At 61.9% G+C, this 25,570-nt stretch carries 24 protein-coding genes and 1 pseudogene; 17 read left to right on the top strand and 8 right to left on the bottom strand.

Features of this window, described 5'->3' with window-relative positions; translation table 11 throughout:
- The 3 genes from FJV77_RS27890 to FJV77_RS27880 form a co-directional block, all read right to left on the bottom strand.
- The gene (locus FJV77_RS27890) at window positions 1-1,542 is read right to left on the bottom strand and encodes an L-aspartate oxidase (RefSeq protein WP_063169251.1); all 1,542 of its coding nucleotides are present in this window, start codon (window positions 1,540-1,542) and stop codon (window positions 1-3) included.
- Window positions 1,539-2,513 carry a quinolinate synthase NadA gene (gene nadA / locus FJV77_RS27885; RefSeq protein WP_063169250.1) on the bottom strand — a complete coding sequence of 325 codons (975 nt, stop codon included), beginning with the start codon at window positions 2,511-2,513 and terminating at the stop codon, window positions 1,539-1,541. Before nadA ends, FJV77_RS27890 begins: the two co-directional genes overlap by 4 nt.
- 62 nt (window positions 2,514-2,575) lie before the next feature.
- Window positions 2,576-3,538: a membrane protein gene (locus FJV77_RS27880; protein ID WP_024505567.1), complete on the bottom strand. Its 963-nt coding sequence runs from the start codon at window positions 3,536-3,538 to the stop codon at window positions 2,576-2,578.
- 171 nt (window positions 3,539-3,709) lie between these two features.
- Between FJV77_RS27880 and panB the strand changes: the two genes are divergently transcribed.
- The 4 genes from panB to FJV77_RS27860 all read left to right on the top strand — a co-directional run bounded on the left by panB (window position 3,710) and on the right by FJV77_RS27860 (window position 6,994).
- Window positions 3,710-4,546 carry a 3-methyl-2-oxobutanoate hydroxymethyltransferase gene (gene panB, locus FJV77_RS27875; RefSeq protein WP_063169249.1) on the top strand — a complete coding sequence of 279 codons (837 nt, stop codon included), beginning with the start codon at window positions 3,710-3,712 and terminating at the stop codon, window positions 4,544-4,546.
- Window positions 4,543-5,451, top strand: coding sequence for a pantoate--beta-alanine ligase (gene panC, locus FJV77_RS27870; RefSeq protein WP_063169248.1), 909 nt, complete (start codon window positions 4,543-4,545; stop codon window positions 5,449-5,451). The genes panB and panC overlap by 4 nt, the downstream gene beginning before the upstream one ends.
- A gap of 98 nt (window positions 5,452-5,549) precedes the next feature.
- Window positions 5,550-6,269: a LuxR family transcriptional regulator gene (locus FJV77_RS27865; RefSeq protein ID WP_063169247.1), complete on the top strand. Its 720-nt coding sequence runs from the start codon at window positions 5,550-5,552 to the stop codon at window positions 6,267-6,269.
- Window positions 6,270-6,361: 92 nt separating this feature from the next.
- Complete coding sequence (locus tag FJV77_RS27860; protein WP_063169246.1) at window positions 6,362-6,994, top strand: acyl-homoserine-lactone synthase; 633 nt, start codon at window positions 6,362-6,364, stop codon at window positions 6,992-6,994.
- A 365-nt stretch (window positions 6,995-7,359) separates the two neighbouring features.
- Here FJV77_RS27860 and FJV77_RS33125 read toward each other — a convergent pair whose 3' ends face one another.
- On the bottom strand, window positions 7,360-7,608 hold the full coding sequence (locus FJV77_RS33125) for a DUF6074 family protein (RefSeq protein WP_063169245.1): 249 nt from the start codon (window positions 7,606-7,608) through the stop codon (window positions 7,360-7,362).
- Between the two features lie 599 nt (window positions 7,609-8,207).
- On the opposite strand from FJV77_RS33125, the gene FJV77_RS27850 reads away from it, so the two are divergent.
- The 3 genes from FJV77_RS27850 to FJV77_RS27845 all read left to right on the top strand — a co-directional run bounded on the left by FJV77_RS27850 (window position 8,208) and on the right by FJV77_RS27845 (window position 9,225).
- The gene (locus FJV77_RS27850) at window positions 8,208-8,678 is read left to right on the top strand and encodes a hypothetical protein (protein ID WP_224570941.1); all 471 of its coding nucleotides are present in this window, start codon (window positions 8,208-8,210) and stop codon (window positions 8,676-8,678) included.
- Window positions 8,671-8,805, top strand: a complete 135-nt coding sequence (locus tag FJV77_RS33335) for a hypothetical protein (protein WP_256754986.1) — start codon at window positions 8,671-8,673, stop codon at window positions 8,803-8,805. The genes FJV77_RS27850 and FJV77_RS33335 overlap by 8 nt, the downstream gene beginning before the upstream one ends.
- A 174-nt stretch (window positions 8,806-8,979) precedes the next feature.
- Window positions 8,980-9,225 carry a hypothetical protein gene (locus tag FJV77_RS27845; protein ID WP_063169243.1) on the top strand — a complete coding sequence of 82 codons (246 nt, stop codon included), beginning with the start codon at window positions 8,980-8,982 and terminating at the stop codon, window positions 9,223-9,225.
- A gap of 189 nt (window positions 9,226-9,414) precedes the next feature.
- On the opposite strand, the gene FJV77_RS27840 is transcribed toward FJV77_RS27845, so the two are convergent.
- Window positions 9,415-9,804: a hypothetical protein gene (locus FJV77_RS27840; protein ID WP_024505560.1), complete on the bottom strand. Its 390-nt coding sequence runs from the start codon at window positions 9,802-9,804 to the stop codon at window positions 9,415-9,417.
- 706 nt (window positions 9,805-10,510) lie between these two features.
- On the opposite strand from FJV77_RS27840, the gene FJV77_RS27835 reads away from it, so the two are divergent.
- The 3 genes from FJV77_RS27835 to FJV77_RS27825 all read left to right on the top strand — a co-directional run bounded on the left by FJV77_RS27835 (window position 10,511) and on the right by FJV77_RS27825 (window position 13,915).
- Window positions 10,511-11,725: a cation:dicarboxylase symporter family transporter gene (locus FJV77_RS27835; protein WP_210326676.1), complete on the top strand. Its 1,215-nt coding sequence runs from the start codon at window positions 10,511-10,513 to the stop codon at window positions 11,723-11,725.
- Window positions 11,726-11,875: 150 nt separating this feature from the next.
- Window positions 11,876-12,181: a thioredoxin domain-containing protein gene (locus tag FJV77_RS33120; RefSeq protein ID WP_126057771.1), complete on the top strand. Its 306-nt coding sequence runs from the start codon at window positions 11,876-11,878 to the stop codon at window positions 12,179-12,181.
- A 732-nt stretch (window positions 12,182-12,913) separates the two neighbouring features.
- Window positions 12,914-13,915, top strand: coding sequence for a zincin-like metallopeptidase domain-containing protein (locus FJV77_RS27825; RefSeq protein WP_063169241.1), 1,002 nt, complete (start codon window positions 12,914-12,916; stop codon window positions 13,913-13,915).
- Window positions 13,916-14,072: 157 nt separating this feature from the next.
- Here FJV77_RS27825 and groL read toward each other — a convergent pair whose 3' ends face one another.
- The 3 genes and pseudogenes from groL to FJV77_RS27810 form a co-directional block, all read right to left on the bottom strand.
- The gene (gene groL / locus FJV77_RS27820) at window positions 14,073-15,728 is read right to left on the bottom strand and encodes a chaperonin GroEL (RefSeq protein ID WP_063169240.1); all 1,656 of its coding nucleotides are present in this window, start codon (window positions 15,726-15,728) and stop codon (window positions 14,073-14,075) included.
- A gap of 65 nt (window positions 15,729-15,793) precedes the next feature.
- Window positions 15,794-16,087, bottom strand: a pseudogene (gene groES, locus FJV77_RS27815) (co-chaperone GroES); the annotation flags it as partial.
- A 62-nt stretch (window positions 16,088-16,149) separates the two neighbouring features.
- Window positions 16,150-16,497 carry a hypothetical protein gene (locus tag FJV77_RS27810; RefSeq protein ID WP_063169239.1) on the bottom strand — a complete coding sequence of 116 codons (348 nt, stop codon included), beginning with the start codon at window positions 16,495-16,497 and terminating at the stop codon, window positions 16,150-16,152.
- Window positions 16,498-17,507: 1,010 nt separating this feature from the next.
- Here FJV77_RS27810 and FJV77_RS27805 point away from each other — a divergent pair.
- From FJV77_RS27805 to FJV77_RS27775, 7 genes are all read left to right on the top strand, one after another.
- The gene (locus FJV77_RS27805) at window positions 17,508-17,831 is read left to right on the top strand and encodes a DUF736 domain-containing protein (protein ID WP_024505644.1); all 324 of its coding nucleotides are present in this window, start codon (window positions 17,508-17,510) and stop codon (window positions 17,829-17,831) included.
- 181 nt (window positions 17,832-18,012) lie between these two features.
- Window positions 18,013-18,282: a helix-turn-helix domain-containing protein gene (locus FJV77_RS27800; protein WP_024505645.1), complete on the top strand. Its 270-nt coding sequence runs from the start codon at window positions 18,013-18,015 to the stop codon at window positions 18,280-18,282.
- Window positions 18,279-18,827, top strand: a complete 549-nt coding sequence (locus FJV77_RS27795; protein ID WP_024505646.1) for a S26 family signal peptidase — start codon at window positions 18,279-18,281, stop codon at window positions 18,825-18,827. The genes FJV77_RS27800 and FJV77_RS27795 overlap by 4 nt, the downstream gene beginning before the upstream one ends.
- Entirely contained in the window at window positions 18,815-19,498 is a 684-nt protein-coding gene (locus FJV77_RS27790) for a lytic transglycosylase domain-containing protein (protein ID WP_024505647.1), read from the top strand. Before FJV77_RS27795 ends, FJV77_RS27790 begins: the two co-directional genes overlap by 13 nt.
- 178 nt (window positions 19,499-19,676) lie before the next feature.
- On the top strand, window positions 19,677-21,647 hold the full coding sequence (gene rlxS, locus FJV77_RS27785; RefSeq protein WP_063169238.1) for a relaxase/mobilization nuclease RlxS: 1,971 nt from the start codon (window positions 19,677-19,679) through the stop codon (window positions 21,645-21,647).
- Window positions 21,648-22,002: 355 nt separating this feature from the next.
- Window positions 22,003-22,989, top strand: coding sequence for an ATP-binding protein (locus FJV77_RS27780; protein ID WP_024505649.1), 987 nt, complete (start codon window positions 22,003-22,005; stop codon window positions 22,987-22,989).
- A gap of 17 nt (window positions 22,990-23,006) precedes the next feature.
- Window positions 23,007-25,475, top strand: a complete 2,469-nt coding sequence (locus tag FJV77_RS27775; RefSeq protein ID WP_063169237.1) for a S8 family peptidase — start codon at window positions 23,007-23,009, stop codon at window positions 25,473-25,475.
- The last annotated feature ends 95 nt before the right edge of the window (window positions 25,476-25,570 follow it).

The raw sequence follows: 25,570 nt of genomic DNA, 5'->3' as shown, positions 1-25,570 counted from the left end.
TCAAGTGCTCCGTATGGTAGCCCGGCAATCGAGTGCGGCCGCGGCCCGCATTGCGCTGTGCAGTGTCAGCCGTGATGGGCGCACGTTGGCATCGTGGAGCGGGAAATCGGACCGACAGTGCGCGCCTCGACTCTCTTCCCGCCTCAGGGCCGCCGCGGCGATCATCAGTGAGACCAAAGCCGGACCAGAGGCAGCGACACTATTGGCTGCGATCGGCAGCAGGGTCGCCACCGCTTCGCGCATTGCCTCGCCGTCGCGGATGATACCCAGGGCGGCGGAGACAATCGGGCGGACCACGGAAGCGTCTGGTCGTGGAGGGACGAATGTGGAGCATCTGCGCGGTCGCCGGGTATACGACGTGCCGGCAACGCTTTCGGCAACCCAGCTCGCGGTGACCGCCGCTTCGGTGAGCGAGTTGCTGGCCAGGCGGTTGGCGCCGTGCAGGCCGGTACAGGCCACCTCACCGCAGGCCCACAATCCCTCGATGGAGCTGCGGCCGGCGCTGTCTACGGCGACGCCGCCCATGTGATAATGTGCCGCCGGGCGCACCGGGATCAGGTCGGTCGCTGGGTCGATTCCTGCGCTCCGGCACAATTCGGCGATGCCTGGAAAACGCTTGCCAAATCTCGGGCCGAGACTTTGCCGTGCGTCCAGGAATACGCGGCGTCCAACGGCAAGCTGGTGCCAAATGGCGCGCGCTACGACGTCGCGAGGCGCAAGTTCACCGCCAGGTGTGTCGGCGAGGAAGCGCTCTCCTCGCTCATCGATGAGCACCGCGCCTTCGCCACGCACGGCTTCGCTCACCAGCGGCATCGGCCGGCGCGGACCGTCGAGCGCAGTTGGATGGAACTGTATGAATTCCAAGTCGGCGAGTTCCGCCCCCGCCCATGCGGCGAGCGCCAGCCCGTGACCCCATGAGCCAGCGGGGTTTGTCGTGTCGCAAAACAGCCCGCCGACGCCGCCGGTCGCCAGCACCGCGCGACGCGTGGGCAGAGCGAGCGCGCCGGCTCGTCCTGCTGCGACCACGGCGATGACCGACCCGTCCTGCACGACCAGCCGGCGGACCTCCACATTTTCGATAATGGTGATCGAGGCTGTACGCCGAACCGCGGCGACGAGCGCGCGCACCAACTCGCGACCGGTGGCGTCGCCGGCTGCATGCACAATCCGCCGTCGCGAGTGTGCCGCCTCGAGCCCAAGTCGCAACGCGCGGTCAGGGTGCTGGTCGAAGTCGACGCCGAACCTTTGGATCGTCCTAATCGCTTCGGGTGCAGCTCGTACCACTCGCCGCACCGTGGCCTCATCGCAGAGTCCGTCGCCGGCAGCTATCGTGTCGCAAAGGTGAAAATCTGGGCCGTCGTCGCCCCCGAGACTTGCCGCAAGACCGCCCTGGGCAAGTTCACTGCAGGCTCCGGTTCCAAGCGGCGCGTTGGTCAAAAGCACGACCGGTTCCGGCGCCAGATGAAGCGCCGTCATCAGGCCGGCAATGCCGCCGCCGATGACGACCGGCGCCCCCGCGATTTCGCGAACCTCCAGACTCATAGGGAAAGCATGCGCTCGACCGCGCGGCGGGCGGGGCCGGCAATTTCGGGATCAATCCGGACCTCATGCCGGTTCTGCTCGAGTGCGGCGCGAATGTTGGCCAGGTTGATGCGCTTCATGTGCGGGCACAGATTGCATGGGCGAACGAACTCGACGTCGGGATGCGCGACCGCGACGTTGTCGCTCATCGAACATTCGGTCAGAAGGACGACACGCTTCGGTTTCTCACGCTCGACATAATCCGACATCGCCGCGGTCGAGCCGGAGAACTCCGCCTCCGCGACAACGTCTGGTGGGCATTCTGGATGGGCCAGCACGATGACGCCTGGATGGGCATCGCGCAGTTCCCGGATGTCTGCTGCGGTGAAGCGCTCATGCACCTCGCAATGGCCTTTCCAGGCGATGATCTCGACGTCTGTATCGGCTGCCACGTTCCTCGCCAGATATTCGTCCGGGAGCATCAGCACACGCGCCACGCCAAGCGATTCCACCACCGCCTTGGCGTTGCCGGACGTGCAGCAGATGTCGGACTCCGCTTTTACGGCGGCGGAAGTGTTGACGTAAGTAACAACGGGGACCCCCGGATACCGCAGCCGCATTAGCCGCACGTCGTTTGCCGTGATCGATTCGGCCAGCGAGCAGCCGGCGCGGAGATCCGGGATGAGCACGGTCTTGTTCGGATTGAGCAGTTTTGCCGTCTCGGCCATGAAATGAACGCCGGCAACCACGATGATGTCGGCGTCGACCGTCACCGCCTTGTGGGCCAACGCCAGGCTGTCGCCGACGATGTCTGCCACGCAATGAAAAATTTCGGGCGTCTGGTAATTGTGCGCCAGCACCACCGCATTGCGCTCACGCTTCAGCGCTAAGATGGCTTCAATATCGCCGGCGAACGCGGGCCATTCAACGGGTGGGATCACCCGCCGGACACGCTCATACAAGGACGCAGCCATAGGTAACGCCCCAGTCATTGGCGCCTCGATTATATTCGGTTTGACAATAAGGGAATATATCTACCTTGACTATAAGTATGTCAAGCCCGCGCCAGCGGTAATTTTGTCCCGGCGATAGCCCTGTCGTCGAGGACGGCATGCCGGAAGCGATAAAGCTTCGCCGGTCGGCCGCCCGTGTCGAGGGAGGTCTCCCCGGTCTCCTCAACAAGTTCCTGCTGCTCGACCAATCTCCGGAAGTTCGGCTTGTTGATCAGCCTGCCAGCCAAAGCTTCCACGGTTCGCTGCAGTTGCAGCAGCGTGAAGGAAGGCCGCATAAGCTCGAACACGACCGGCCGGTATTTGATCTTCGAACGCAGCCGCGCGATCCCGGTTGCCAGAATACGACGGTGGTCAGCGACCATTGGTTTGCCAGCCGCGGCCGCAATCGCGTCCCTGCCGCCACCGGCCTCCTCAATCAGAGCAGCTTCATAGAGCAACTCGTAGCGTTGGAGCGTGAGTTCCTCGTTCCAATGGCGGTCGTCGAAGCCGAAGGCTATCGCAGCGCGCTGCCGGCGCTCGCGTTGAGTGGTCGGCTCGCTGGCGCCGCCGGCCCACTCAATCAGGCGGGGCCGCAATCTATCGAGCAGCACAGGCGGCGTGCCGAAGCGGTGGTCCTCCCAGGGAAAATATTCGTACCAACTTTGCCAGCCGCACGCGGCCGAGTTCGTTGCCTGTTCCTTCCTGGTCAATGCGAGATAGCTGATTGAGATGACGCGCTGGTGGCGCTCAGTGCCGATGCGATCGCGATCGGCGAAGGTGTAGAGTTGCTCGATGTATCCAAGTGCATGGCCGGTCTGCTGCTCCACCCACCCCCTCAAACCCGACTGCAGTGATCGATGCTCAAGGGCAAAAGGTCCAGAAGGGAGGGTGTCCGCATGACCGACTGTGAGGACACAGGGCTCACTGTCGTTTACGGCGACCACGACGGCAGTCAGGTCCACTTTGGCTTCGTCAGCTTTGACGGCGGCTTTGCCTTTCTTGGTTCTTCTTGTCTGAGGATCCATGTTTGCGAAAGCGGGTTGGCCCAACGGAGCGCCTTAATCGATTGAATGTAACCTTGGAAGCCAGCACGTCAACACCGGAGTACTCAAGCGCTGTTTTTAGCTCTTCGCAGTCGCACAAAAATATGCCAAACGCGACACCCGCTGTTGGTAACGTAAGGGAAGGGGCCTCGGTTGAGCGCGGCTGGTGAGATAAAAGGGATGACTCCTCCAGATATTCGATCGCGAAAAGGCCAGACGCCACTTGTATGCTTGACGGCCTACACCACGCCGGTCGCGAGGCTGCTCGATCGCCACTGCGACATCGTTCTTGTCGGCGACAGCGTCGGCATGGTGCTGCACGGCCTGTCGTCGACGCTGGGGGTCACGCTCGACATGATGATCATGCACGGACAGGCCGTTCGCCGCGGCCTTGAACACGCGCTGATGGTCGTCGACCTGCCCTTCGGTTCCTACGAGGAAAGCCCAGAGCACGCTTTCGGCAACGCTGCGCGCGTGATGGGTGAGACCGGTTGTTCAGCGGTAAAGATCGAGGGCGGCGAGACCATCGCGGAAACCATCCGCTTCCTTACCGCGCGCGGCGTACCTGTCATGGCCCATGTGGGCCTGACGCCGCAGGCGGTAAACACGTTTGGAGGCTATCGTGTGCAGGGCCGGGGAGCCGATGCAGAGCGGATCAGGCGCGACGCCAGGGCGGTAACTGAAGCTGGCGCCTTCTCCTTGGTGCTGGAAAAGATACCGGAGCAGCTTGCACGGCAGATAACCGCCGATATCGACATACCCACCATCGGCATCGGTGCCTCGCCAGCTTGCGACGGCCAGATTCTGGTGAGCCACGATATGCTCGGGCTCTTCACCTCATTTCGGCCGAAGTTCGTCAAACGCTATGCCGAGCTCGGTGAGCAGGCTGAGGCGGCAATCGCCGCTTACGCCACCGATATGCGGAACCGGCACTTTCCGGCGGTCGAACATCTCTATGTCAACGCCTTGAAGGCCGGTGACTTCACATGAGCGTGCCGATCGCTCGAACCGTGAGCGAGCTGCGCGGCGTCGTTGCGCAATGGCGTCGCTCGGGTGCCACGATCGGTATTGTGCCGACCATGGGAGCCTTGCACGACGGGCATCTGAGCCTCGTGCGGAAGGCGCTCGAAAGGGCCGAGCGGGTGATCGTGACGCTGTTCGTAAACCCCAAGCAGTTCAACAGCCCCGCCGACCTGATTGCCTACCCTCGGACGGAAAGCGACGATGCTGCCAAGCTCGCTCTGCTGGGCACGCATCTGCTCTATGTGCCGGACACAGAGGAAATGTACCAGGTGGGCTTCGCCACGGCCGTTTCAGTGTCCGGCATCAGCGAATGCCTTTGCGGCGCATTCCGGCTCGGCCATTTCAATGGCGTGGCGACGGTCGTGGCCAAGCTCTTCCTGCAGGCCGGCGCTGACTTCGCCTTTTTTGGCGAAAAGGATTTTCAGCAACTTCAGCTTGTCAGGCGCTTGGTCCGGGATCTCGACATTCCGATCACTATTGTGCCCTGTCCGACAGTCCGCGAAGCCGATGGTCTTGCGCTATCGTCGCGTAACGTGCGGCTCTCCCCAGCCCAACGCGCCATTGCCCCAAAACTAGCATCGGTCCTGCTCGATACGGCCGAGCGGCTTGCACGCGGCTCCCCCATCCTGCCTACGCTTGATGAAGCGCGTGCAGCAATTCTGGCTGCCGGCTATCGCGAGCTCGAATACCTGGAGCTTCGCGGAGAAACAGACCTGCAATCGTTAGCAAGCCTTGACCGACCGGCACGCTTGCTTGCTGCGGCTTGGCTTGGCGACACGCGGCTCATCGATAACGTCGCAATATCACCCATCGGTAGTTGGTCAGGTGGGCGGAGCTCTCTCCAATCGGAAGCAGCACAGCAATTGCGGTGATGACGGCGGCGCGTCGTATGCCCTGCAGGGACAGGCCATCATTTAGAACCACGTCTCCGTCGGCTTCCAGCAACCTCCGCGAGGTACGCTAAGCGCAGATGCATCGCGTATTTGAAACCTTGGTCGAGCAACTCTCTGCAAGCGTCGATGCCGTCGATCTCCATGAGGCAATGGCGTCCGCCGCAGCCGGGTTCGACTTTCCGCTCTTCGCTTATTTCACCTACCCATCCGCTTCCGGCGACAGGCCGCGATTGATCTCGAATTATCCATCATCATGGACATCACATTACCTGCAACAGCGCTACCACAGCGTGGATCCCGTGATCCTGCGGGGACTGCGGGGCTGGGATACCTTCGACTGGGGTGTGGACCGCGATCACCGTTATTTGCCGACCTCTCAGCAGGAAGTCCTGGAAAAAGCAGCTGAGTTCGGCATTCGCGGCGGACTGACCATGTCGATGCATGATCATCGCGGCCGGTTCGCCGCACTGACCTTCGCCTCCAACGAGGCGCATCCGCCATTTCTGAGGTCGCTGACGCGCTACGAAAAAGCAATGCAACTGGTTGCGATCAACGTTCATATCCATGCCCGGCGCAGGCTCGCCGAAGATTGCGTGGTAGATGGCATAATGCTCACCCGGCGGGAGTTCGAGTGCCTGAAATGGGCGGCGTGCGGCAAGTCGGCCTGGGATATCAGCCAGATTCTCGGTGTCTCGAAACGCACCGTGACCTTCCATCAGGAAAACGCCAAGGCGAAGCTTGGCGTGCGAACCATCAACCAGGCCGTAGTGCGGATGGCTGCTCGGGCGAGATCCTGATCCTCTCCAAGTCTAGCTGTAAAGGTCTACAGGCTGCATTCATGACGGCTTTGCCCTTCGATTGCGTGGACACATCCCGCACGGAGACGACAATGATGCAGCTGATAACACCCGACTGCTACGCCGAGTTTGCGAGCGAACTCAAGGAAATGCACGGACTTAGGTATCGGGTTTTCAAGAAGCGGCTCGATTGGGAAGTGCAGACCGAAGGCGAAATGGAAACGGACTCGTTTGACAGCCTGAACCCCGTCTACCTGCTTCTCAAGGGGTCCGATTGGCGAACTTGCGGCTGCGTCCGCCTTTTGCCGACCACCGGACCGACAATGTTGCGCGATACGTTTCCGACGCTGCTGGATGAGATGGTGGTCCCTGCGAGTGCCGATATCTGGGAGAGTAGTCGTTTCGCGCTCGATCTCCCTGCGACAGCGCCGAAGGCAGCTGGCGGCCTGGCCCAAGCAACCTACGAGCTCTTCGCGGGGATCATCGAATTCGGCTTGGCCAACAATCTCTCCGGGATCGTAACGGTGACAGATACGCGCATCGAAAGGATCCTTCGTCTCGCGACCTGGCCGTTGTCACGTATCGGACAGCCCAAGCAGGTCGGCAACACCGAGGCAGTCGCCGGCTTCCTCGATATTTCCTACGCCAGTCTCTTGCGCATCCGCTGGAGGGGACGCCTCAACGGGCCGGTGTTGTGGCAACCAGTTCTCATCCAATCGGCATAGCGCCTGCGGATGCTCAGCCGTGACTTGAGTTAAGTCTGCTCACGGCCGCCACCGCCGCCGTGAGGGTGAGCGGACCCGCCCCACGAGCTTTCGACTGTTCCGGTCGATTGGCTCGCGCGGCCGGACTTTGGATTTCCGTAGGCGCAACCCGCAGTCCAGCGTGAGCACGCCAAAATGGCGCCCCTCCGCTTCGTCCAAAGAAGCCAACGTGGCTTCTGAGGTCGTCTTAGAATATTGGACCGGCCGCCGTGAGCGATCGCAACCTCAAAGCTTTGCCGGTATGCCGGTTTGGCCGGACCGTCGGCCAGTCGGAGCAGTCCCCCGATAAGGACCCGAGCTGACGCGCGGTCCAACAGCGCCCGAGCCTATGCTTTGTGCATTACCGTTCGGTTGGCCATGTCGTCCAAGACCGCATGAAGAAGGCTTCCAACCTCCTGCGCAGCGAGCTCTGGCGCAATTCCTACATCGGACAATTGAATGAGCATTTTCTTGGCGGCACAGCGCCAGAACGCGCTCGCCGCCTCGCCGTTCTTGGTCTCGAGGGCCTGGGCGATACTTTCGACCAATATACGTCGCCGATGCAGCGGAAATACGCAAATGTTTGATTCATGCATCAATCACCTCACAGATTCAGTTCCACAAAGAAAAACACCGGCGTCTTCAAAAGAGCCCCGCTAGCGCGGTGACGGTTCGCGGCGACATGACGAGTTCCACTTCCCCATCGACAAGCCATTGGGAGATGAGCCGCCGGACCGCATATCCGGGACCGCACATAAGGTGAACCACCATTGCTCATCCGGCTGCATTTTCCTGGGCCGTTCGACGAGGCGTTCCAGCCGAATTGACGTCCAATGACTTGATCTCTGAAAGGGCAGGGCGGTACGAATCACCCGACTGTTCCGCTGCTTACATTCCTGCGAGCTTGTGTATGAACGATTAAAGCGTGCCCGAGCCGTTCTTGGTGGCCGCCGCAGAAGGGAATCATGTCATCCGCTGCCTATCGTAGGCGGCGCGACTTCTAGCATGACTGCACTGCCCCGACAGGGCTTTGCAATCGCGCGTTTCGAAGCCTATGCTTTGGCATCGGCCGGCATTTACTTCGGTGCAGCCGACAGTAAGACGTACGCGCTCTTGCCCCGTTGGAAGAGAGCCTTGCCCGATCCCTCTTTCGCGACCAGGTGCTGAAGCCCTCACCCCGCAGGACTTCGCGCTTTTGCGACCATCGCTGCATCACGTCGAACCGGGCATCAAGGACAAGTTGGAGGTCGCGCATCAGCCGATCAAGAACGTATATTTTCCCGAGAGGGGCATCGCGTCGGTGGTCGCCACCATGACCGGCGGGCGGCAAGGTGAAGTCGGCATTGTCGGCTATGACGGGATGAAAGGAATTGCCGTCATTCTCGGAAAGGAAAGCACTACCTGGCGCCTGCCGGTTGAAAACCTTCGCCCTGCGATTAGCCCGTCGCTTCGCACCTCAGTGCTGGACTATGCCCACGCGTTCCTCGTCCAATCATGCCGGACGGCACTGGTCAATGGCCACTCCAAGGTCGAAGAACGGCTGGCCCGCTGGCAGCTGATGGTCCACGACCGTGCGGAAGGAGATAAGATCCTCCCGACGCATGAATTTCTGGCGACCATGCTCGCGCCCACCGCCCGGGGTCACCACGGCCCTGCAAATGCTTGAGTATCGAGGACTGGTGCACGCCAAGCGCGGCGAGATCACGATCATCGACCGTGCCGGATTGATAAAGCTCACACATGGCGCTTATGACAAGGAGGAGCAGCGTTATTTCGGCCTGGCCGCTGCCTGAAGCATGTCGGTTGAAACGGGTTCAGCCGACGTCTCCTTGCCCCTCACCAGGTCGCCCAAAAGCATCAGCGGTTTTGAACGAATCGCAGCGATTGTCCGCAATCGGACATAGGCTTGAAGGCGGTCGAATTCGTGCCATAAGTCGGGTTGGTCAGGGTTCAGGGAGGAATTCGTCATGACCAATTCGTTTCACACCGTCACCGTCGAAAAAGCCGCAGAAGCCTATGTCCTTTCCAGGGGAAGGGTCCGCTTTCTCTCCATGGCGCAGGCGATCCGCGCCATCCGAACACTAATGCCGGCATGCAAGGCCACCGACCGCGAGTTGGAGGAACTGTTGGCGGCCGCTTCCTTCGTTCATGGCGTGCCCGTCGCCTTCGACACAAAAACAGCCGATGGTGTAGAACCACGGCTGCATTCCTAAGAGGGCATGCCGCGCCATGCAGACTGTCAGAGGGCATTCGTCAGATGGTAGTCCGCTAACTTAACTGCAGAGTCTAAAGGACGTGTTCCAGCATTGCGAACTCACCGATCGCTTTGTTGCCAAAGCTGCCAGCAAGCGATCGCCTCATCCAGCCGTTTGCACCATCTCATCACAGACATCATCGCGATGCTACCTGTCCAGCATATGTCCAGCATTTCGCAAGGCGGCCAGAAGGAGCCTCGCATAGCCTGTGACATCGATCTGGGCCTGCATCGAAAGGGGCATGCTGGTCCAGTTCTCCAACGGTGCAATGAAAGGTGAGAAGGTGCCATTGACAAGGCAACAACAGCTAACAAGGCCCTCTCGGTCCAATGCCACCACACCGATCTTGTCGCCTGGATATCCAATGGCTGCGACTCGCTGGACCTCCAGGTCACCGTCCACCCGCACGTCAAAAAGAAGGCTACCACGGCTCCTCGTGGCTATCTCAGCCGCCTTCTCATCAAAGCTTGAAGAGAGCAAGCGGACGCTTTCCACCGCCATCTGGAAAATCACCAAATCCAGTTCATTCACGGCCATATGGGCATTTCCGCGCAACGGGTGGTGATTGCAATGACACATACTGCTTGTTCACAGATGTCGGTCACGAACGATCATTCGTCGGGTTCCGGTTCCGACCAACGGTGTCGCCACCTGATCGTGCTGCGGTTCGAACCTTCCGAACGCGAGCCGAGCGCGCTATGAGGTTGGAGTCTAGGTCTCGGACCCTGCCTCGCGGCCTGCTCATCTTTGGCAGACCCGTTGCAACGCCGCCGCGATGGCGCAAACGCCAGATGACGCTGATCCATCGCTTGATCGTGAACTGAGCTTCTGAACACCATTGGGACAGCAGGGTGGAAGGGCTTGACCAACGCTGCCCCCGTTTTCCAAGAGGACCCGTCCTCGATTGAATCTTTCGAGCCCCGTGCAGCGCGCAGCCAAATGATGACCATCTGGACCCAGCTCGCAGACCGCAAGGCAAAGAGGGAACCTTCCAGGCAGCCAAGCTGCGTCGACGCAAAGAGCGGCCTTTGGAGTTCCCAGAATCGACCCTTCCATAGTTGCGACAGGCAACCACTGCACGAGTGTGGGAGAGCGAATCGCAAGCATTGCGTGAGGTCCTGCGCGTTTTCCCCTCTTGCTATTTGGCACATCGTTTGCGCCGAAGTGGGCGCAGCGTTCGACCGGAGCACTGCATGGGAGAGGGAGGAGCCCCACCCCGATCCGGTCAAGGAGAGAGACGGTGTTGGTTCCAAGAGTTCCCCGCGCGATCTTAGCGCCCCGCAAGCGCCATTTTGCCCGGACCTACGTGCAGGTACTTGCCGCCATAATCCTGGGTGCCGCAATCGGCTATTTCCATTTGGAGACCGGCCACAGCCTGAAGCCGCTCTGCGATGCCTTCGTCGATGTCGTCAAGATAATCACCGTACCTGTCATCTTCCTGACAATGGCGACCGGCATTGCCGGCATGAGCGATCTGCAGAAGGTCGGCCGAGTTGCCGCCAAGGCGATGGTTTATTTCCTTACCTTCTCGACGCTAGCACTCCTTGTCGGGCTGATTGTCGCGAATATCGTTCAGCCTGGCGCCGGCCTCAACATCGATCCGGCCTCGCTCGATGTCGAAGCCGTTAAGGGCTATGTGGCCACGGCTCACGAGCAGTCCGTGACCAGCTTCCTGATGAACATCATCCCGTCAACGATTGCCAGTGCCTTCGCGGAAGGCGACATCCTGCAAGTCTTGTTCCTCTCGGTCCTGTTCCTCTCGATCCTGTTCGGCGCGGTCTGCCGCTACAACGGCCGCTCGCTCTTCTCTCTCGTCCGATACATCAAGGACGAGCTGCTGCTCGCAATGTCCTCCTCAGAGGCCGCGCTGGCCTCGCTCATGGAGAAGATGGAAAAGGCCGGCGCCACGCATTCGGTCGTGGGTCTCATTCCATTCAATCTGGACGGCACGAATATGATGCTCGCCGCCCTTTTCATCGCCCAAGCGACGAAAACTGATCTCCCGATCGGCTGCCGGATCCTCATGCTGTTTGTCGCATTGTTCCCTTCGAACGGAACAACCCGCATTACCGGTGCAGGCCTCGTCACAATGGCTGCAACGCTCTTTCTTGTTCCGGCCGCACCGGTCACCTCCGTGGGGCTTATTCTTGGCGTCGATCAGCTTATGTCCGAATGCCACGCGCTGACGGTTTTTCTCCGCAGCGTAGCGGCAACGCTGGCTGTCACCCGGTCCGGGGCGAGCGGGATAAACGACGATTCGGGGAGCGCCTCACTAGCGGACCGTTCAGCGCTCTGGCGGTGGACGGTCAAGTCGCCCGGCGTGGTGAACACAATTCCCCGTGCGAACGACGCTCAGCTATTGGGGTGGACCCGATGGCGCAAAGCCGTATTTGAGAAACCGCCAGATCGCACCGGCACCTGTGCGCCTGTAGCAACTGCGGGGCACGATCAAAACTGACCCATTTTACACCAAAAAGGCGGCCGTTGCTGCCACGCCGTCCATGGATTGGAGACTCATGTCTAAGCCGACTGCCATCACTGTCGCAGCTCTTCTTTTACTCCTCGCCTTGCTGGCGAGCCAATATAGCGCGAACCTGCACCGGCAGGCGTGGTCGACCGACAGGCAAAAGTGGAGCGGCGCATTCGACAACGATCTCCTTCGCCAATCGCCGGCAACCCGCAAGGCGATGCCGTTCTGGTCATATTCAATGACTACCACAACTGTCCGCATTGCAGACTGGCTGATATCAACTACCAAAAAGCCTTCAAGCATGAGCCCAATCTGAAGCTTGTGATCAAACAGTTCCCGGTCCTGGGACCGGATTCCCAATTCCCAGCCTTCGCCGCACTCGCCTCGAGAAAACAGGGAAAGTTCGACGAATTCCACCGCGCCCTTATGATTTCCCCCAGTTGAAGGGTCACTCTCAAGATCGCAGCGCGTGTAGGCCTTGACGTTGAGCAGCTCAAGCGGGAATGCAAGATCCGGCCATCGCAGATGAAATGCGCGCGTCCGCGCACTCGCGAAAGGTCTGCACTTAGACGGTACGCCCGCGTTGGTGGTCGGCGATATAGTGGTCGCCGACCTTGTGGACATGGCCAGCTTGCAACGCTTGCATCGCCGATGCGCGCTCAAAGCGTGCTGGCTCTCGTGCGGGGCAGCATCTGTAGACCGGCCACGCTGTTGTTGCCGGAGCGTGCCGTTTGTGGCAGCTGGCTTTGCTGTCGCTCCTCGTAATCTTGTTGCGGTCATCCAGCTGCCGTGGGCGCCAACAACAATCCTGAGCGCCCGCGCCTGAAGTCGCTGGCCGGGTGCTCGTGAACCGAGCCCGCTTTTCTTCGGCAAGCTCAGGCGGTCTTGGCCCTGCGGCATCGCCCCCTGGCGCGGGGCAGCCTTCGGCTGCTGACGGTCGCCGGCCTGTCGGCCGGCGTCTTTCTATTGTGGCCTTCCCCCTGGCGCAGGGTGGGCAGCACTCCCTTCTAGGCCCGCCGCGGCGTCCCGCAACCCTTCGCTTGTCGCTTTCGGGTCCTCCACTCCGTTCCGGTCCTGCTGATGCAGTCCGCCTCCGACGGCGGGCCTTTCCGGTCGCTTTTGCCGCCCACCCCGCTTCCGGGGAGGGCGCGCGATTGTAGAGCGGAGGACATCACGATGCGTGCAAACAACAAACGTTGCGGCAGCCGACAGGCTGGCGCAGACAGCGGCGGGCGCACCGGCGCCAGCCTTTATCAGGAAATCACCGACCGCATCATTGCCGAACTGGAGCGCGGCACCGTGCCATGGGTCAAGCCGTGGGGCAGGGCAAGGACAGGCCTCGGCCTGCCGCGGAATGCGGCCACCCAGCGCCGATATTCCGGCATCAATATCCTGATCCTGTGGGGCGCGGTCATCGAGCGCGGTTTCCCCAGCCAGAACTGGCTCACCTTCCGGCAGGCGCTTTCGCTTGGCGGCAATGTCAGGAAGGGCGAGCACGGCACCACCATCGTTCACGCTGACCGCTTTGTTCCCAAGAACGAAAAGCAACGCGCCGACACCGATGGCGACGAACCGCAGGCGGTGCCCTTCCTGAAGCGCTTCACCGTCTTCAATGTCGCGCAGTGCGATAATCTGCCCGAACATCTTTACGCCGCCGGCGAGCCTCTGCCTGAGCGCGAGATGGTCCCGCAGGCCGAGGCGCTCATTCATGCAACCGGCGCTGATTTTCGCGTCGGCGGCGAGCGCGCCTTCTACATGCCCGGCAGCGACACCATACAGGTGCCGCCGCAGCCGGCTTTCTTCCACCAGATCGACTATTACCGGACCTGCTTTCACGAGCTTGGCCACTGGACCGGCCACCCGAGGCGACTCGCGCGCGACCTGTCCGGCTCCTTCGGGTCCAACACCTATGCGCGCGAGGAACTGGTCGCCGAAATCGCATCAGCCTTCATCTGCAGCAGTCTCGGCATCGAGCCGACCGTGCGCCATGCCGACTACATCGGCTCATGGCTGACGGTTTTGCGCGAGGACAACCGCGCCATCTTCCGCGCCGCAAGCCATGCCTCGAAAGCCGCCGATTTCCTGCTTGGCCGCAATGTCGATGTCGAAGGCGAGGCACATGCCGAAACCGCCTATGGGAGCGCGCAATCCTCACACGCGACCGCCTTGCGCCTCTGATGACGCAAAGCCGCGCGCAACCAACTCGACAGTTCTTTTGAGGTTGCCCTAACGCCGATGGCCGGCGTTGGCGTCGATCGTTCATCGGACCGAGGTTCGCAAAAAAAGAGGGCGGCATTGATGCCGCCCTCTCGTTGCGAAAGCTGCCAGAGCTGGATTAGAAATCCATGCCGCCCATGCCGCCCATGCCGCCGCCGCCCATGCCGCCAGGCATGCCGCCGCCAGCCGACTCCTTCTTCGGAGCCTCCGCGATCATGGCTTCGGTGGTGACCAGCAGGCCGGCGACCGAGGCCGCGTCCTGAAGAGCCGTACGGACAACCTTGACCGGATCGACGATACCCATGGCGATCATGTCGCCATACTCGCCGGTCTGGGCGTTGTAGCCGAAGGTCGCGCCCTTGTTCTCAAGGATCTTGCCGGCAACGATCGATGCTTCCGCACCGGCGTTGGCCGCGATCTGGCGGGCCGGAGCCTGCAGCGCACGACGCACGATGTTGATGCCGGCGGCCTGGTCGGCATTGACGCCGGTGGCCTTGATGTTGGCCGAAGCGCGCAGCAGCGCGACGCCACCACCAGCAACGATGCCTTCTTCGACGGCCGCGCGGGTCGCGTTGAGGGCGTCATCGACGCGGTCCTTCTTTTCCTTGACTTCGACTTCCGTCGCACCGCCGACGCGGATCACCGCAACGCCGCCGGCGAGCTTCGCCAGACGTTCCTGCAGCTTCTCCTTGTCGTAGTCCGAAGTGGTCTTTTCGATCTGCTGCTTGATCTGGGCAACGCGGCCCTGGATCTCGGCCTTCTTGCCGGCGCCGTCGACGATGGTGGTGTTCTCCTTGGAGATCGACACCTTCTTGGCGCGGCCGAGCATGTTGAGGCCGACGTTCTCGAGCTTGATGCCGAGGTCTTCCGAGATGACCTGGCCACCGGTGAGGATGGCGATGTCTTCCAGCATGGCCTTGCGGCGATCACCGAAGCCCGGCGCCTTGACGGCGGCGATCTTCAGGCCGCCACGCAGCTTGTTGACGACCAGCGTGGCCAGAGCCTCGCCTTCGACGTCTTCCGAGATGATGAGCAGCGGCTTCGAGGTCTGCACGACGGCTTCGAGAACCGGCAGCATGGCCTGGAGGTTGGACAGCTTCTTCTCGTGCAGGAGGATGTAGACGTCCTCGAGTTCGGCAACCATCTTGTCGGCGTTGGTGACGAAGTAGGGCGAGAGGTAGCCGCGGTCGAACTGCATGCCTTCGACGACTTCGAGTTCGGTCTCGGCGGTCTTGGCTTCCTCAACCGTGATGACGCCTTCGTTGCCGACCTTCTGCATCGCTTCGGCGATCATCTTGCCGACCGAAGCATCGCCGTTGCCGGCGATGGTGCCGACCTGGGCAACCTCTTCGGAGGTCTTGATCTTCTTGGCGTTCTTGATCAGGGTCGCAACGACGTCGGTTACCGCGAGGTCGATGCCGCGCTTCAGGTCCATCGGGTTCATGCCGGCGGCAACGGCCTTGTGGCCTTCCTGGACGATCGACTGCGCCAGAACGGTCGCGGTCGTGGTGCCGTCGCCAGCGATGTCGTTGGTCTTCGAAGCAACTTCGCGGACCATCTGCGCGCCCATGTTTTCGAACTTGTCCTCAAGCTCGATTTCCTTGGCGACGGTGACGCCGTCCTTGGTGATGCGCGGGGCGCCGAACGACTTGTCGATGACCACGTTGCGGCCCTTGGGGCCGAGCGTGACCTTCACCGCGTCAGCGAGGATGTTGACACCGCGCAGCATGCGCTCGCGGGCATCGCGGGAGAATTTTACGTCTTTGGCAGCCATTTTTAGCTCCTGGCAGGGGCTTCAATCGAGCCCGGGAATTCAGTTGACGAAAGGGCCTGATATGAGCCGATGATGCCCATGATGTCGGATTCCTTCATGATCAGAAGGTCTTCGCCATTGAGCTTGACTTCCGTGCCCGACCACTTGCTGAACAGGATGCGGTCGCCGGCCTTGACGTCCAGCGGGACCAGCTTGCCAGCTTCGTCACGAGCGCCGAAGCCGACAGCGATGATCTCGCCTTCCTGCGGCTTTTCCTTTGCCGTGTCGGGGATGATGATCCCGCCAGCGGTCTTGGATTCGGATTCGACCCGGCGAACGACCACGCGGTCATGCAGCGGGCGGAACTTCGACTTTGCCATTTTCGGATTTTTCCCTGGTGCGCTGTTGAGGGGTTTTTGTTAGCACTCGCGATGGACGAGTGCTAACGCGATAGTGAGGTAGGCTGTAAGCGGGCACTCGTCAAGACGGACGAGGGCAGGCGAGGAGCTCTGGCCCCCTCCCCGGTGGAACCCAACGCATACGCGGCATCCGCGTTGATGGCTGCGAGCCCCACATTTCCATTGAATTCGGCGTCATGACGCCAACTTGCTCGCGCCGCTTCCAAGTCGTCAGTCGTGCTGCCGTCAGCACGAACATAGGGCTGCGCTTCACTTCCCGTCGAAGCCGCGGCAAGCAGCGTCGCCGTCAGCACGCTCCTTTGCAGATGCTTGCCAAAGGTGGACAGTGAGCGCACCTGCGCCGGGCTGTTGGTGCGAACGTAAGACGTCATTGACAACTCCTTTTTGCAAGTCGAGCCCCTTCTCCACCTTCGGCCGCCGTCGACGCGAAGAAGTCCGCATCGCGTTGAAGACGAGCTGCGAAAAAGAGAAAGATGTGTTTGATGGCTGCGGCCCCAACGGTGCCTTCAGATTTGAGATCACTTCCGCCGCGAGCGGCTGAAGCTCCTCGCAACGTCAAATCGAATCTGCTGCCAAGCCTCCAGGAAAGGAGAGCATTGCTCATCTCGCGCTTGTGCATGCAGTCAACCTTCGATCCGTGTTGCCACATCAAGAGCAAATGCCGTGCCAAAGCTCACTGGGAAGTGAACGCATGGCTCTCCCTGAAAACCTCACAAATCCAGCATGGTCAATTGTGCGGAACCCGACATGCGTCTTCTGCCACTGTCAGCTTTCGGACAGGCATGACGCGTTTCGCGCCGACCACCGGTCGATCGGTTTTGGGGCCGGTCTGTTCGCCTCATAAGAGCGCGTTACATTGCGTAGCGGTTTCCCGAGCGCCGCCACATGACACTGGACCTGCAGGTAGCACCGGCTTCTCATCCAGCCTTACTTTGGCCCCCTCGCGTATCAAATTCCCGCTGGCGAGCCCTGCTTTCATAGATCGCACCATGCCGGATGTCTGCTCTGGCGCCCGACCCGCTGGCACGATCTCGATCCGGCATAAGGGCGCAGCATCTTTGCAGGCCGTTTCATCCCGGCGTCCTGCTTGGCTGACAGACCGCACTTGGCGAGCGGTCTCCATGCTCTCTCCAAGGACCATCCCTGCGGCTGGCTTGTCGACCTATGGGCGGGTCCGGCCGCCCGAAACCCTCGCGCCATCAGCTTTTTTCCCCGCCGCCTGCGGCGGCTTCCTCGCGCCGCTTCGCTCACAAAAAAGCTGCCCGCTCGGGTCCTTCACTGTCGCTGCGGCCCTGTCGGATTCAGGCGGTCCTGACGCGCCCATTACGGTGCGCCATCGCAGGGGATGGTCCCCGGCGAAACCACAAAAGGAGACTTCGAAATGACCGCGATCGGTTACGTCAACAAGCAGGAAAACGGCGCCTACAAGGGCCAGTTCAAGACGCTCAGCGTCCGCGCCGACATCGATATCGTCCCCAACCAGGCCAAGAGCGCCGATAACCATCCCGACTTCCGGGTGCTTACGCAAGGGGTCGAAGTCGGCGCTGGCTGGATCCGCACCGGCGAGACTTCCGGCAAGGATTATGTGAGCCTGTCGATTGCAGCGCCGGAGTTCGGACCGCGCAAGCTCTACGCCAATCTCGGCCGAGCCGCCGGCCAGGACGATCACGACACCTACGCCATCATCTGGAACCCGGCCGACTGACCGGCCGAGATAAGAGCCTCGCGCCGCAGCCCCGGCGCGGGGCTCATTCCCAGGAGTTCCACCCAAACCCCGTCCGCCCTAAAGGGCGGCGAAAACTCTCCCCCGACTCTTCGCCCGTCCCCGAGACGATCTCCCTCGCCCATCCTCGCCCTCGCTTGTCCGAAGCGAAACGAGGATCATCATGGACGACGAAAACGAACGCGCGGCCCGCGCGAAAAAGGGCAGCCCGTTTCTCAGCACAGCCCAAGCCGCCTTCTATATCGGGCTCTCCCAGCGCACGCTCGAAAAGATGCGGCTCAAGGGCGGCGGCCCGAAATTCCGCAAGCACGGCCGCTATGTCCGCTATCACATCGACGAACTCGACCATTGGTCGAAAGGACACCCGCAGCACTCCATCGCCGGCGATGGCAAGGCCGGTTCCGGCCAGGGCGGCACGGGAGGCCGTTCATGAGGCGGCGCCCTTCCATCCATCTGATCGGCAGCCGCCTGAGGCGTGTTCGAGCCCGTAAGACGGTCGCCTTGGCCGCGGCCGGTCTCGGTCTTTTGGGCTTCACGGCGCTGGGAAAGCCCGCCCCTTGGCTGGTCTGGAACGCCTCGGCCAGCGCGCCGATCGGCCTTTACCGCATCGCTGCGGGAGCGCTGGCGCGTGGCGATCTCGTGCTCGTGCGCCCGCCTGAATACGCGGCGTATCTCGCCGCCGAGCGCAGCTATCTGCCTCGCAATGTGCCGCTGGCAAAACGTCTTGCAGCGCTGCCGGACGATAATGTCTGCGCCTTCAATGACGCCATCATCATCGGCGGCGACATCGTCGCGCGCCGGCTCAAAATCGACGCCGAAGGCCGACCTTTGCCATGGTGGAACGGCTGCCGAGCGCTCGGGGATAACGAGGTTTTCCTGCTCGGCAGCGACAAAAACCGCTCCTTCGACAGCCGCTATTTCGGGCCTGTTCCCACTCAAAATGTCATCGGGAGGCTCGTACCACTATGGACCGAGTGACCCTCCTCTTGTTGGGCATGATCGCCATTGCGCCATGCGCCTGTTCCGCCTCGACCGGCGCTGAGCCGGTCGCCATCTCCCAAAGTCCGCAGCTGCGAAAGTGGCAGACGTTGGTATCGGAAGCAAGCCGGCGCTTCCATATTCCCCAAGCCTGGATCTATGCCGTCATGGCTGCCGAAAGCGGCGGCAAGACAATGCGCGGCGGCCGCCCCATCACCTCCCCCGCTGGCGCCATGGGCCTCATGCAGGTGATGCCCGGCACCTATGAAGAGATGCGGGTCGAACACGGCCTTGGGCCTAACCCCCACGATCCGCGCGACAATATCCTGGCCGGCACGGCCTATCTCAGTGCCATGTATGACCGCTTCGGATTTCCTGGCCTGTTTGGCGCCTACAATGCCGGTCCCGAGCGCTACGACGAGCATTTGAAGCGTGGCAAACCGCTGCCAGAAGAGACCGTCGAGTACCTCGACCAACTCAAGGCGGCCGGAGTTTCGGCGGCCGACATCGAGGCGTTCGAAAGCCAATCTGTCGCTCCAAAGGCGCAAATCGCTCCTCTCGGACGGTCGCTGTTCTTCATTCATGACGGTGTTCACTCAGGCGTGCGAAACGGCGATCTCTTCGTGCCGCTCGGCAAGGACGGCGCGCAGCCGAAGGAGCCGGTGCGTTAGCCATGGCGGACGGGGGCGCGTCTGGCGGGGCTGGGCGCGGAAGGCAAGATAAAGGTACCGCCTCCAGGAGGCGGTTAAATCTTTGTCTGCACATCGTTTTTCCGGGAGGCTGCCGCCGGTGCCAAGAGGGTTTGACGTGTAAGTGTCTGATTTTGCTTGATATGTCTGGGAGGCTCGCATTAAGGATGACGAGTTCAGGCCGAAGCTCGGCAAAATCGGGTCGCGCGGCTCGAAGGCCGGCAAACGCTATGCCGGCCAGGTTCGTGCGGCGATCAACCGGGCTGGCGGCCGGCCGCAACGCGGTGGTCGCTTCACAGGAAGCCGGACAGGGCGCGGCGGGGCGGCCGCCGCACTGCTGAAATCGCGCGACCGGTATGCCGCCTTCCGCCAGCGCCGGGTGATCGTCAAGGCGCGGGTCGTCAAGCTCGCCGGCAAGGGCGCGGACGGGGCGCGTGCCCATCTACGCTATCTTCAGCGCGACGGGGTCACCCGCGAAGGTGAACCTGGCGAGCTCTACGGCGCCGACAGCGGCCGCGTCGACGGCAAGGCGTTCATCGATCGCGCGGACGGCGACCGCCATCAGTTCCGCTTCATCGTCGCTGCCGAAGACGGCATCGAGTACGACGACCTCAAGGCGCTGACGCGGCGGCTCATGGCGCAGATGCAGGAAGACCTCGGCACGAAGCTCGACTGGGTCGCGGTCGATCATTTCAACACCGGCCACCCGCACAGCCACATCATCGTCCGTGGCAGGGACGACCGTGGCGAGAACCTGGTCATCGCGCGCGAATATATCTCATCTGGCATCCGCGAGCGGGCGGCCGAGCTGGTCAGCCTCGATCTCGGTCCGCGAACCGACCGCGAGATTGAGCTTCGCCTGCGCCGGGAAATGGAGCAGGAACGCTTCACCAGCATCGACCGTCGGCTGCTCAGCATGCGTGATGATGACGGCCTGGTCTCGCCGGGCGGTCCCGACGCCATTCGCCAGACGCTGCACCAGGGACGGCTGCGCAAGCTCGAGCGGATGGGTCTGGCCGCGGAGGTCGGCGCTGGCTCCTGGCGCCTCGACGATGAGCTCGAAGCCACGCTGCGCCGCACCGGCGAACGCGGCGACATCATCAAGACCATGCACCGCGAACTGACCGGCAAGGGGCTTGCCCGCAGGGCCGCCGACTGGGTGATCCACGATCGATCCGGCGAGCCCGTCCAGTCTCTCGTCGGTCGCGTTGTCGCGCGTGGACTGGCCGACGAGATCAATGACCGCCATTACATGATCGTCGACGCCGTCGACGGTAAGAGCCATTGGATCAACATCGGTAGAGGCGAGGCGATGGAAACGATGCCTAATGGCTGCATCGTGCGTGTCGCGCCAAGGAACACCGAGCCGAGGCAGGTCGATCGTACCATCGCCGAAATCGCCGCCGCGCATGGCGGCCGTTACGACGTCGATATGCACCTGAAGCATGACCCATCCGCCACCGAGAGCTTTGCGCGAACGCATGTGCGGCGGCTGGAGGCGATCCGCCGCGCGACCGGCGGCGTTGAGCGAGAGCCGAACGGCACCTGGCTCATCGCGCCGGACCATCTCGATCGCGTCGCGAATTATGAGGGCCAGCGGGCCAGGGCCGAGCCTGTCGTTGCCGACAAGCTCTCCTCAATGGCGCTGGAGCGACAGGTCAGCTTCAACGGCGCCACCTGGCTCGACCGGGAGCTGGTTGCCGATAGACCCGAGCCTTTGCACGGATCCGGCTTCGGCCGCGACGTGAGAGAGGCGCAAGCTCGCCGGCGGCAGTGGCTGATCGCGCAAGGCCTCGCGCATAAAGAACAGGATGGGATCGTCTATCGAGCCAACATGCTTTCGATCCTGCGCCAGCGAGAACTGAACCGTGTTGCTGGCCAACTGTCGGAGGAACTTGGCCTGCCCTATGCCGAAGCGCGATTCGGAGGACGAGTAGAGGGTACGCTCCGCCGCTCCGTCGAGCTTGCCAGCGGAAAATATGCCGTCGTTGAAAAGTCGCGCGAGTTCACGCTGGTGCCATGGCGGCCGGTGCTTGAGCGCCATGTGGGCAAGGAGGTCTCCGGTGTCGTGAGTGGGGAGGGGATTTCATGGACCGTCGGCCGGCAAAGGAGCGGACCTGGTGTTTCGTGAGATGGTGTACAGCTTTTTAGCCAGCGGCGCGGGCAGCCATGCGAGCCCGCGTAGACCTTATGGCCGCACGCCCGCAATCGGTCGCATGGACCTGCCAGGCGGGGCGGCTTTGGAGCGTTCGGACCCGACACGCTGCGTGAGTGGCCAGACTTCGAGCGCTCGAAGATGCGGACTGTTGTCTGCTGGCCGGCGTTATTCCGGCTGGCCTATGACCGCGGCGCAACAGTTCACCGCTGAAGTTGCCACGGGCGAACATCGACAAGAGAAAAAACACCATTGCGCGTTACAAATCGCCGTTGAAAGCGTTTAGGTTGCATGCGCTTCGCCAAGTAAACGGATACCCCAGAAGAGAGCCATGACCACGGCCCGCCATATCGTGACGCTGCTTAAAAGCCACATTGCCGGCGACGAGGATCGTTTCCTCTCTATCGCGATGCAGCTTGCTGCGCATGAGGCACGTCAAGGCCATGGCAAGCTTGCTCAGGAGCTCAAGGATCTGGTCGACGCAGCCAAGAGCAGGGACGCCCGGATTGCCAAGAGCAGTCGGCCGGTTCCCCTTTTTCAGCCAAAGGGCGAACTCGCAGGCCTCCTGCATGTGCGCTATCCGGACCTGCGACTGACGGACATGATTTTGCCGGACAGTCTGCGCTCGCGCCTGCACCGCGTGCTGGGAGAGCAGCGCCAACAAGCAAGCTTGCGCGAGCACGGGCTTGTTCCCCGTCGCAAACTGCTTCTGGTCGGCCCGCCAGGATCAGGCAAGACGATGACCGCATCGGCATTGGCCGGGGAGCTTCATCTGCCCCTTTTCATGATCGTCCTCGATGGTTTGATCACCAAGTTCATGGGAGAGACTGCCGGAAAGCTGCGGCTTGTTTTTGATGCAATGCAGGCGACGCGGGGCGTCTACTTCTTTGACGAATTCGATGCCATCGGCGCGCGTCGAGGCGAACGCCAGGATGTTGGCGAGATTCGGCGCGTGCTGAATTCGTTTCTGCAGTTTCTCGAGCAAGACGACAGCCACAGCCTGATTATTGCGGCAACAAATCATCCCGAGCTGCTCGACAGAGCTTTGTTCCGCCGTTTCGACGATGTCATCGAATACGCCGTGCCCGATCGGCCGATTATCGAGGCGCTGCTTCGGGCTCGACTCGACCGCTTCGACACCAGAGGGCTTGCCTGGAACGAGGCGATCTCTCAGGCAGAGAGACTGTCGCAGGCCGAGATCACCCGCGCGGCCGACGACGCTGCAAAAACCATCATATTGCGGGGGGGGAAGCGGATCACCTCGGAAGCGCTCATCGACGCTCTGAAGGAACGCCGGCAGGCTTCGCTGTCTGAGTAGCGACAGCACAGATCATAATGGCAGACGATTTTCCGCGCGACCGCGCCCATATCCACCTTCGCAACAACGGCATTCGGGAAGCCTATCGGCGGCCCAACCAACTTATACATGCACCGCCGCTGCCGGCGCGTGATCGGGCGTCGCATGCTGCGGCCTTGACGCAATCCATCGAACAAGCGGTCGAAAGTGCACGCCAGCAGATTGCGGCGCGTGACCCCCAGCTGTCGGTCGGCACGCCTGGCTTTTACCTCGAGATCGATCTGCCCATGTCCGGACGGGCGGCCCTCGACCAGTTGGCCGATCGTCGCCAGCACATGGAGCTGGTCGCCGTCCATGAGCCAACTCAACCCGGTGCTCCCATCACAGCGTCGGTGTTCCTGCCGCAAAGCGCGCAAGCCTATTATTTGCGGAAAGTCGAGGCGTATCGAGACGTTGACACTGACCGCGGCAGACCGCGCAACGAGCCGCTCGTCTCCCGCATGGAGACAGTCAGGCTGGCGACTGCACGATCGTTGTTTACCGACCACGACGACCTCTTCCCCCAGGCCGCTGACGAGCAGGTGTGGTGGGAAGTCTGGCTGCGCGACGGTCGCCGCGAGAACTTCGAGCACATTGCCGAAGCCCTGAACATCACTTTGCGCACGCATGCGGTCAGGTTTCCGGAGCGGGTGGTCATGCTGGCACTCGCCAGCACGGCAATGCTCGACCGCATGATTGCGCACAGCGATGTCGTCGCCGAGCTGCGGCGCGCGAAGGATACGCCGTCCTTCTTCATGGGCCTTGGCGGCGCGGAGCAAAGGGACTGGAGCGACGAGCTTCTCGGGCGCGTCAGACCGCCTCAATCCGATATTGCGGTCTGCATTCTCGACAGCGGCGTACGTCGCACCCACCCGTTGATCGAACCCGCACTTGCCGTTGAAGACTGGCACACCGTCAAACCGGCATGGGGCAGCGACGACACACCTGCGTGGAGCGGCCACGGGACGCGAATGGCAGGTGTCGGCCTGTACGGTGATCTGGTCCCGCTCCTGGTCGGAGGCGATCCAGTTCCATTGCCCTTTCGGCTGGAGAGTGTCCGTATCCTTCCGCCAGAAGACGAGGCAAACGATCCAGAACTCTATGGCTCGATCACCGCGGAAGCGATCGCCCGCGCCGAGGTGCAGGCGCCGGAGCGCCGCCGCGCGATCGCAATGGCTGTGACAAGCGCCAGTCCGGCGCGTGGAAGGCCCACATCGTGGTCTGCCGCTATCGACCAACTCTGTTTCGAAGAGGAGCAGCGACGCTTGATCGTTCTCTCTGCCGGCAACATCGGCGATGACCTCATGCCGGCCGAGCATTTGACGCGCAACGATCTGGAAGCAGTCGATGATCCTTCTCAGGCCTGGAATGCGCTGACGGTCGGCGCTTTCACAGAAAAGGTCGATATCATTGACACCGACTTTGCGGGCTACGCTCCGATCGCGCCGGTCGGCGAGCTCTCGCCGCGCAGTCGCACTTCGGTCGTTTGGGACAGGCAGTGGCCGGTGAAGCCCGAGGTCGTCTTCGAAGGCGGCAATCTCGCCCATGACGGTGTGTTGCCTGGCGAGCCGATCGACGATCTGCAGATATTGACCACTTTCTATCGACCCGAACTGCGCCACTTCACCACCCTCGGAGATACGAGCGCGGCAACGGCCCATGCCGCACGGATGGCGGGACTAATTCTATCAGCGCGCCCCGAGCTGTGGCCTGAAACGGTTCGCGCCCTGATCGTCCACTCGGCCGAATGGACTCCGGCGATGCGCGCACGCATCGATGCGTGCAACGGAGCGAAGGGCGAGATCCAGGCGCTCGTGCGGCGCTATGGTTACGGCGTGCCAGATCTTGGGCGCGCGCTTCTGTCAACGGTGAACGACCTCACGCTTATCGTTGAAGATGAGCTTCAGCCTTTCCAGCGCGAGGGCGGCGCGGCTGCCAAAACGCGTGACATGAAGCTGCATCGCCTGCCTTGGCCGAAGGAGCAGCTCGCGGCGCTCGGCGCTGCCCAGGTCGAGCTCCGCGTCACGCTGTCCTATTTCATCGAACCCAACCCCGGTGAACGCGGATGGACCCGCCGGCATCGTTACGCGTCCCATGGTCTTCGGTTCAGAGTAAAGTCAGCGACCGAGACAGTCGACGAATTCCGAGCCCGCATCAATCAGGCCGCTCGGGACGAGGAGGAAGGGGCGCCTGCTGGAGGCGGAGAAGAGTGGCTGCTCGGCACCTTCCGCGATCGCGGCTCGTTGCACGCCGATTTCTGGTCGGGCAGCGCCGCCGATCTCGCCGAGCGTGATGCGATCGGCGTGTTCCCGGTCGGGGGCTGGTGGAAGGAGAAGCCTTACCTGGAACGCGTCGACGCTCTGGCTCGGTACGCCCTGATTGTGACGATGCGGGCGCCTGGGGTCGATGTTGACATCTTCACACCCGTCGAAGCAGCCCTGACTGTCGAGACGTCGGTCGAGACCTGATGCAGCACTGTCCAAATCGGCCAACAACGGAGGTTTGACCAGCCTCTGGTGCCATGGCGGCTGGTGCTGGATCATCACGTCGGCAACAGGGATCA

This window comes from Mesorhizobium sp. WSM4306 (assembly GCF_007003975.1).
Taxonomy (GTDB): domain Bacteria; phylum Pseudomonadota; class Alphaproteobacteria; order Rhizobiales; family Rhizobiaceae; genus Mesorhizobium.
This window is presented reverse-complemented; position numbering and strand designations above follow the sequence as displayed.

What these genes read in the sequence shown, in the direction of transcription:
- FJV77_RS27890 (WP_063169251.1), bottom strand. Translation starts at nt 1,542, where the DNA reads ATGAGTCTGGAGGTTCGCGAAATCGCGGGGGCGCCGGTCGTCATCGGC.
- nadA (WP_063169250.1), bottom strand. Translation starts at nt 2,513, where the DNA reads ATGACTGGGGCGTTACCTATGGCTGCGTCCTTGTATGAGCGTGTCCGG.
- FJV77_RS27880 (WP_024505567.1), bottom strand. Translation starts at nt 3,538, where the DNA reads ATGGATCCTCAGACAAGAAGAACCAAGAAAGGCAAAGCCGCCGTCAAA.
- panC (WP_063169248.1), top strand. Translation starts at nt 4,543, where the DNA reads ATGAGCGTGCCGATCGCTCGAACCGTGAGCGAGCTGCGCGGCGTCGTT.
- FJV77_RS27865 (WP_063169247.1), top strand. Translation starts at nt 5,550, where the DNA reads ATGCATCGCGTATTTGAAACCTTGGTCGAGCAACTCTCTGCAAGCGTC.
- FJV77_RS27860 (WP_063169246.1), top strand. Translation starts at nt 6,362, where the DNA reads ATGATGCAGCTGATAACACCCGACTGCTACGCCGAGTTTGCGAGCGAA.
- FJV77_RS33125 (WP_063169245.1), bottom strand. Translation starts at nt 7,608, where the DNA reads ATGCATGAATCAAACATTTGCGTATTTCCGCTGCATCGGCGACGTATA.
- FJV77_RS33335 (WP_256754986.1), top strand. Translation starts at nt 8,671, where the DNA reads ATGCTTGAGTATCGAGGACTGGTGCACGCCAAGCGCGGCGAGATCACG.
- FJV77_RS27845 (WP_063169243.1), top strand. Translation starts at nt 8,980, where the DNA reads ATGACCAATTCGTTTCACACCGTCACCGTCGAAAAAGCCGCAGAAGCC.
- FJV77_RS27840 (WP_024505560.1), bottom strand. Translation starts at nt 9,804, where the DNA reads ATGGCCGTGAATGAACTGGATTTGGTGATTTTCCAGATGGCGGTGGAA.
- FJV77_RS27825 (WP_063169241.1), top strand. Translation starts at nt 12,914, where the DNA reads ATGCGTGCAAACAACAAACGTTGCGGCAGCCGACAGGCTGGCGCAGAC.
- groL (WP_063169240.1), bottom strand. Translation starts at nt 15,728, where the DNA reads ATGGCTGCCAAAGACGTAAAATTCTCCCGCGATGCCCGCGAGCGCATG.
- FJV77_RS27810 (WP_063169239.1), bottom strand. Translation starts at nt 16,497, where the DNA reads ATGACGTCTTACGTTCGCACCAACAGCCCGGCGCAGGTGCGCTCACTG.
- FJV77_RS27805 (WP_024505644.1), top strand. Translation starts at nt 17,508, where the DNA reads ATGACCGCGATCGGTTACGTCAACAAGCAGGAAAACGGCGCCTACAAG.
- FJV77_RS27800 (WP_024505645.1), top strand. Translation starts at nt 18,013, where the DNA reads ATGGACGACGAAAACGAACGCGCGGCCCGCGCGAAAAAGGGCAGCCCG.
- FJV77_RS27795 (WP_024505646.1), top strand. Translation starts at nt 18,279, where the DNA reads ATGAGGCGGCGCCCTTCCATCCATCTGATCGGCAGCCGCCTGAGGCGT.
- FJV77_RS27790 (WP_024505647.1), top strand. Translation starts at nt 18,815, where the DNA reads ATGGACCGAGTGACCCTCCTCTTGTTGGGCATGATCGCCATTGCGCCA.
- FJV77_RS27780 (WP_024505649.1), top strand. Translation starts at nt 22,003, where the DNA reads ATGACCACGGCCCGCCATATCGTGACGCTGCTTAAAAGCCACATTGCC.
- FJV77_RS27775 (WP_063169237.1), top strand. Translation starts at nt 23,007, where the DNA reads ATGGCAGACGATTTTCCGCGCGACCGCGCCCATATCCACCTTCGCAAC.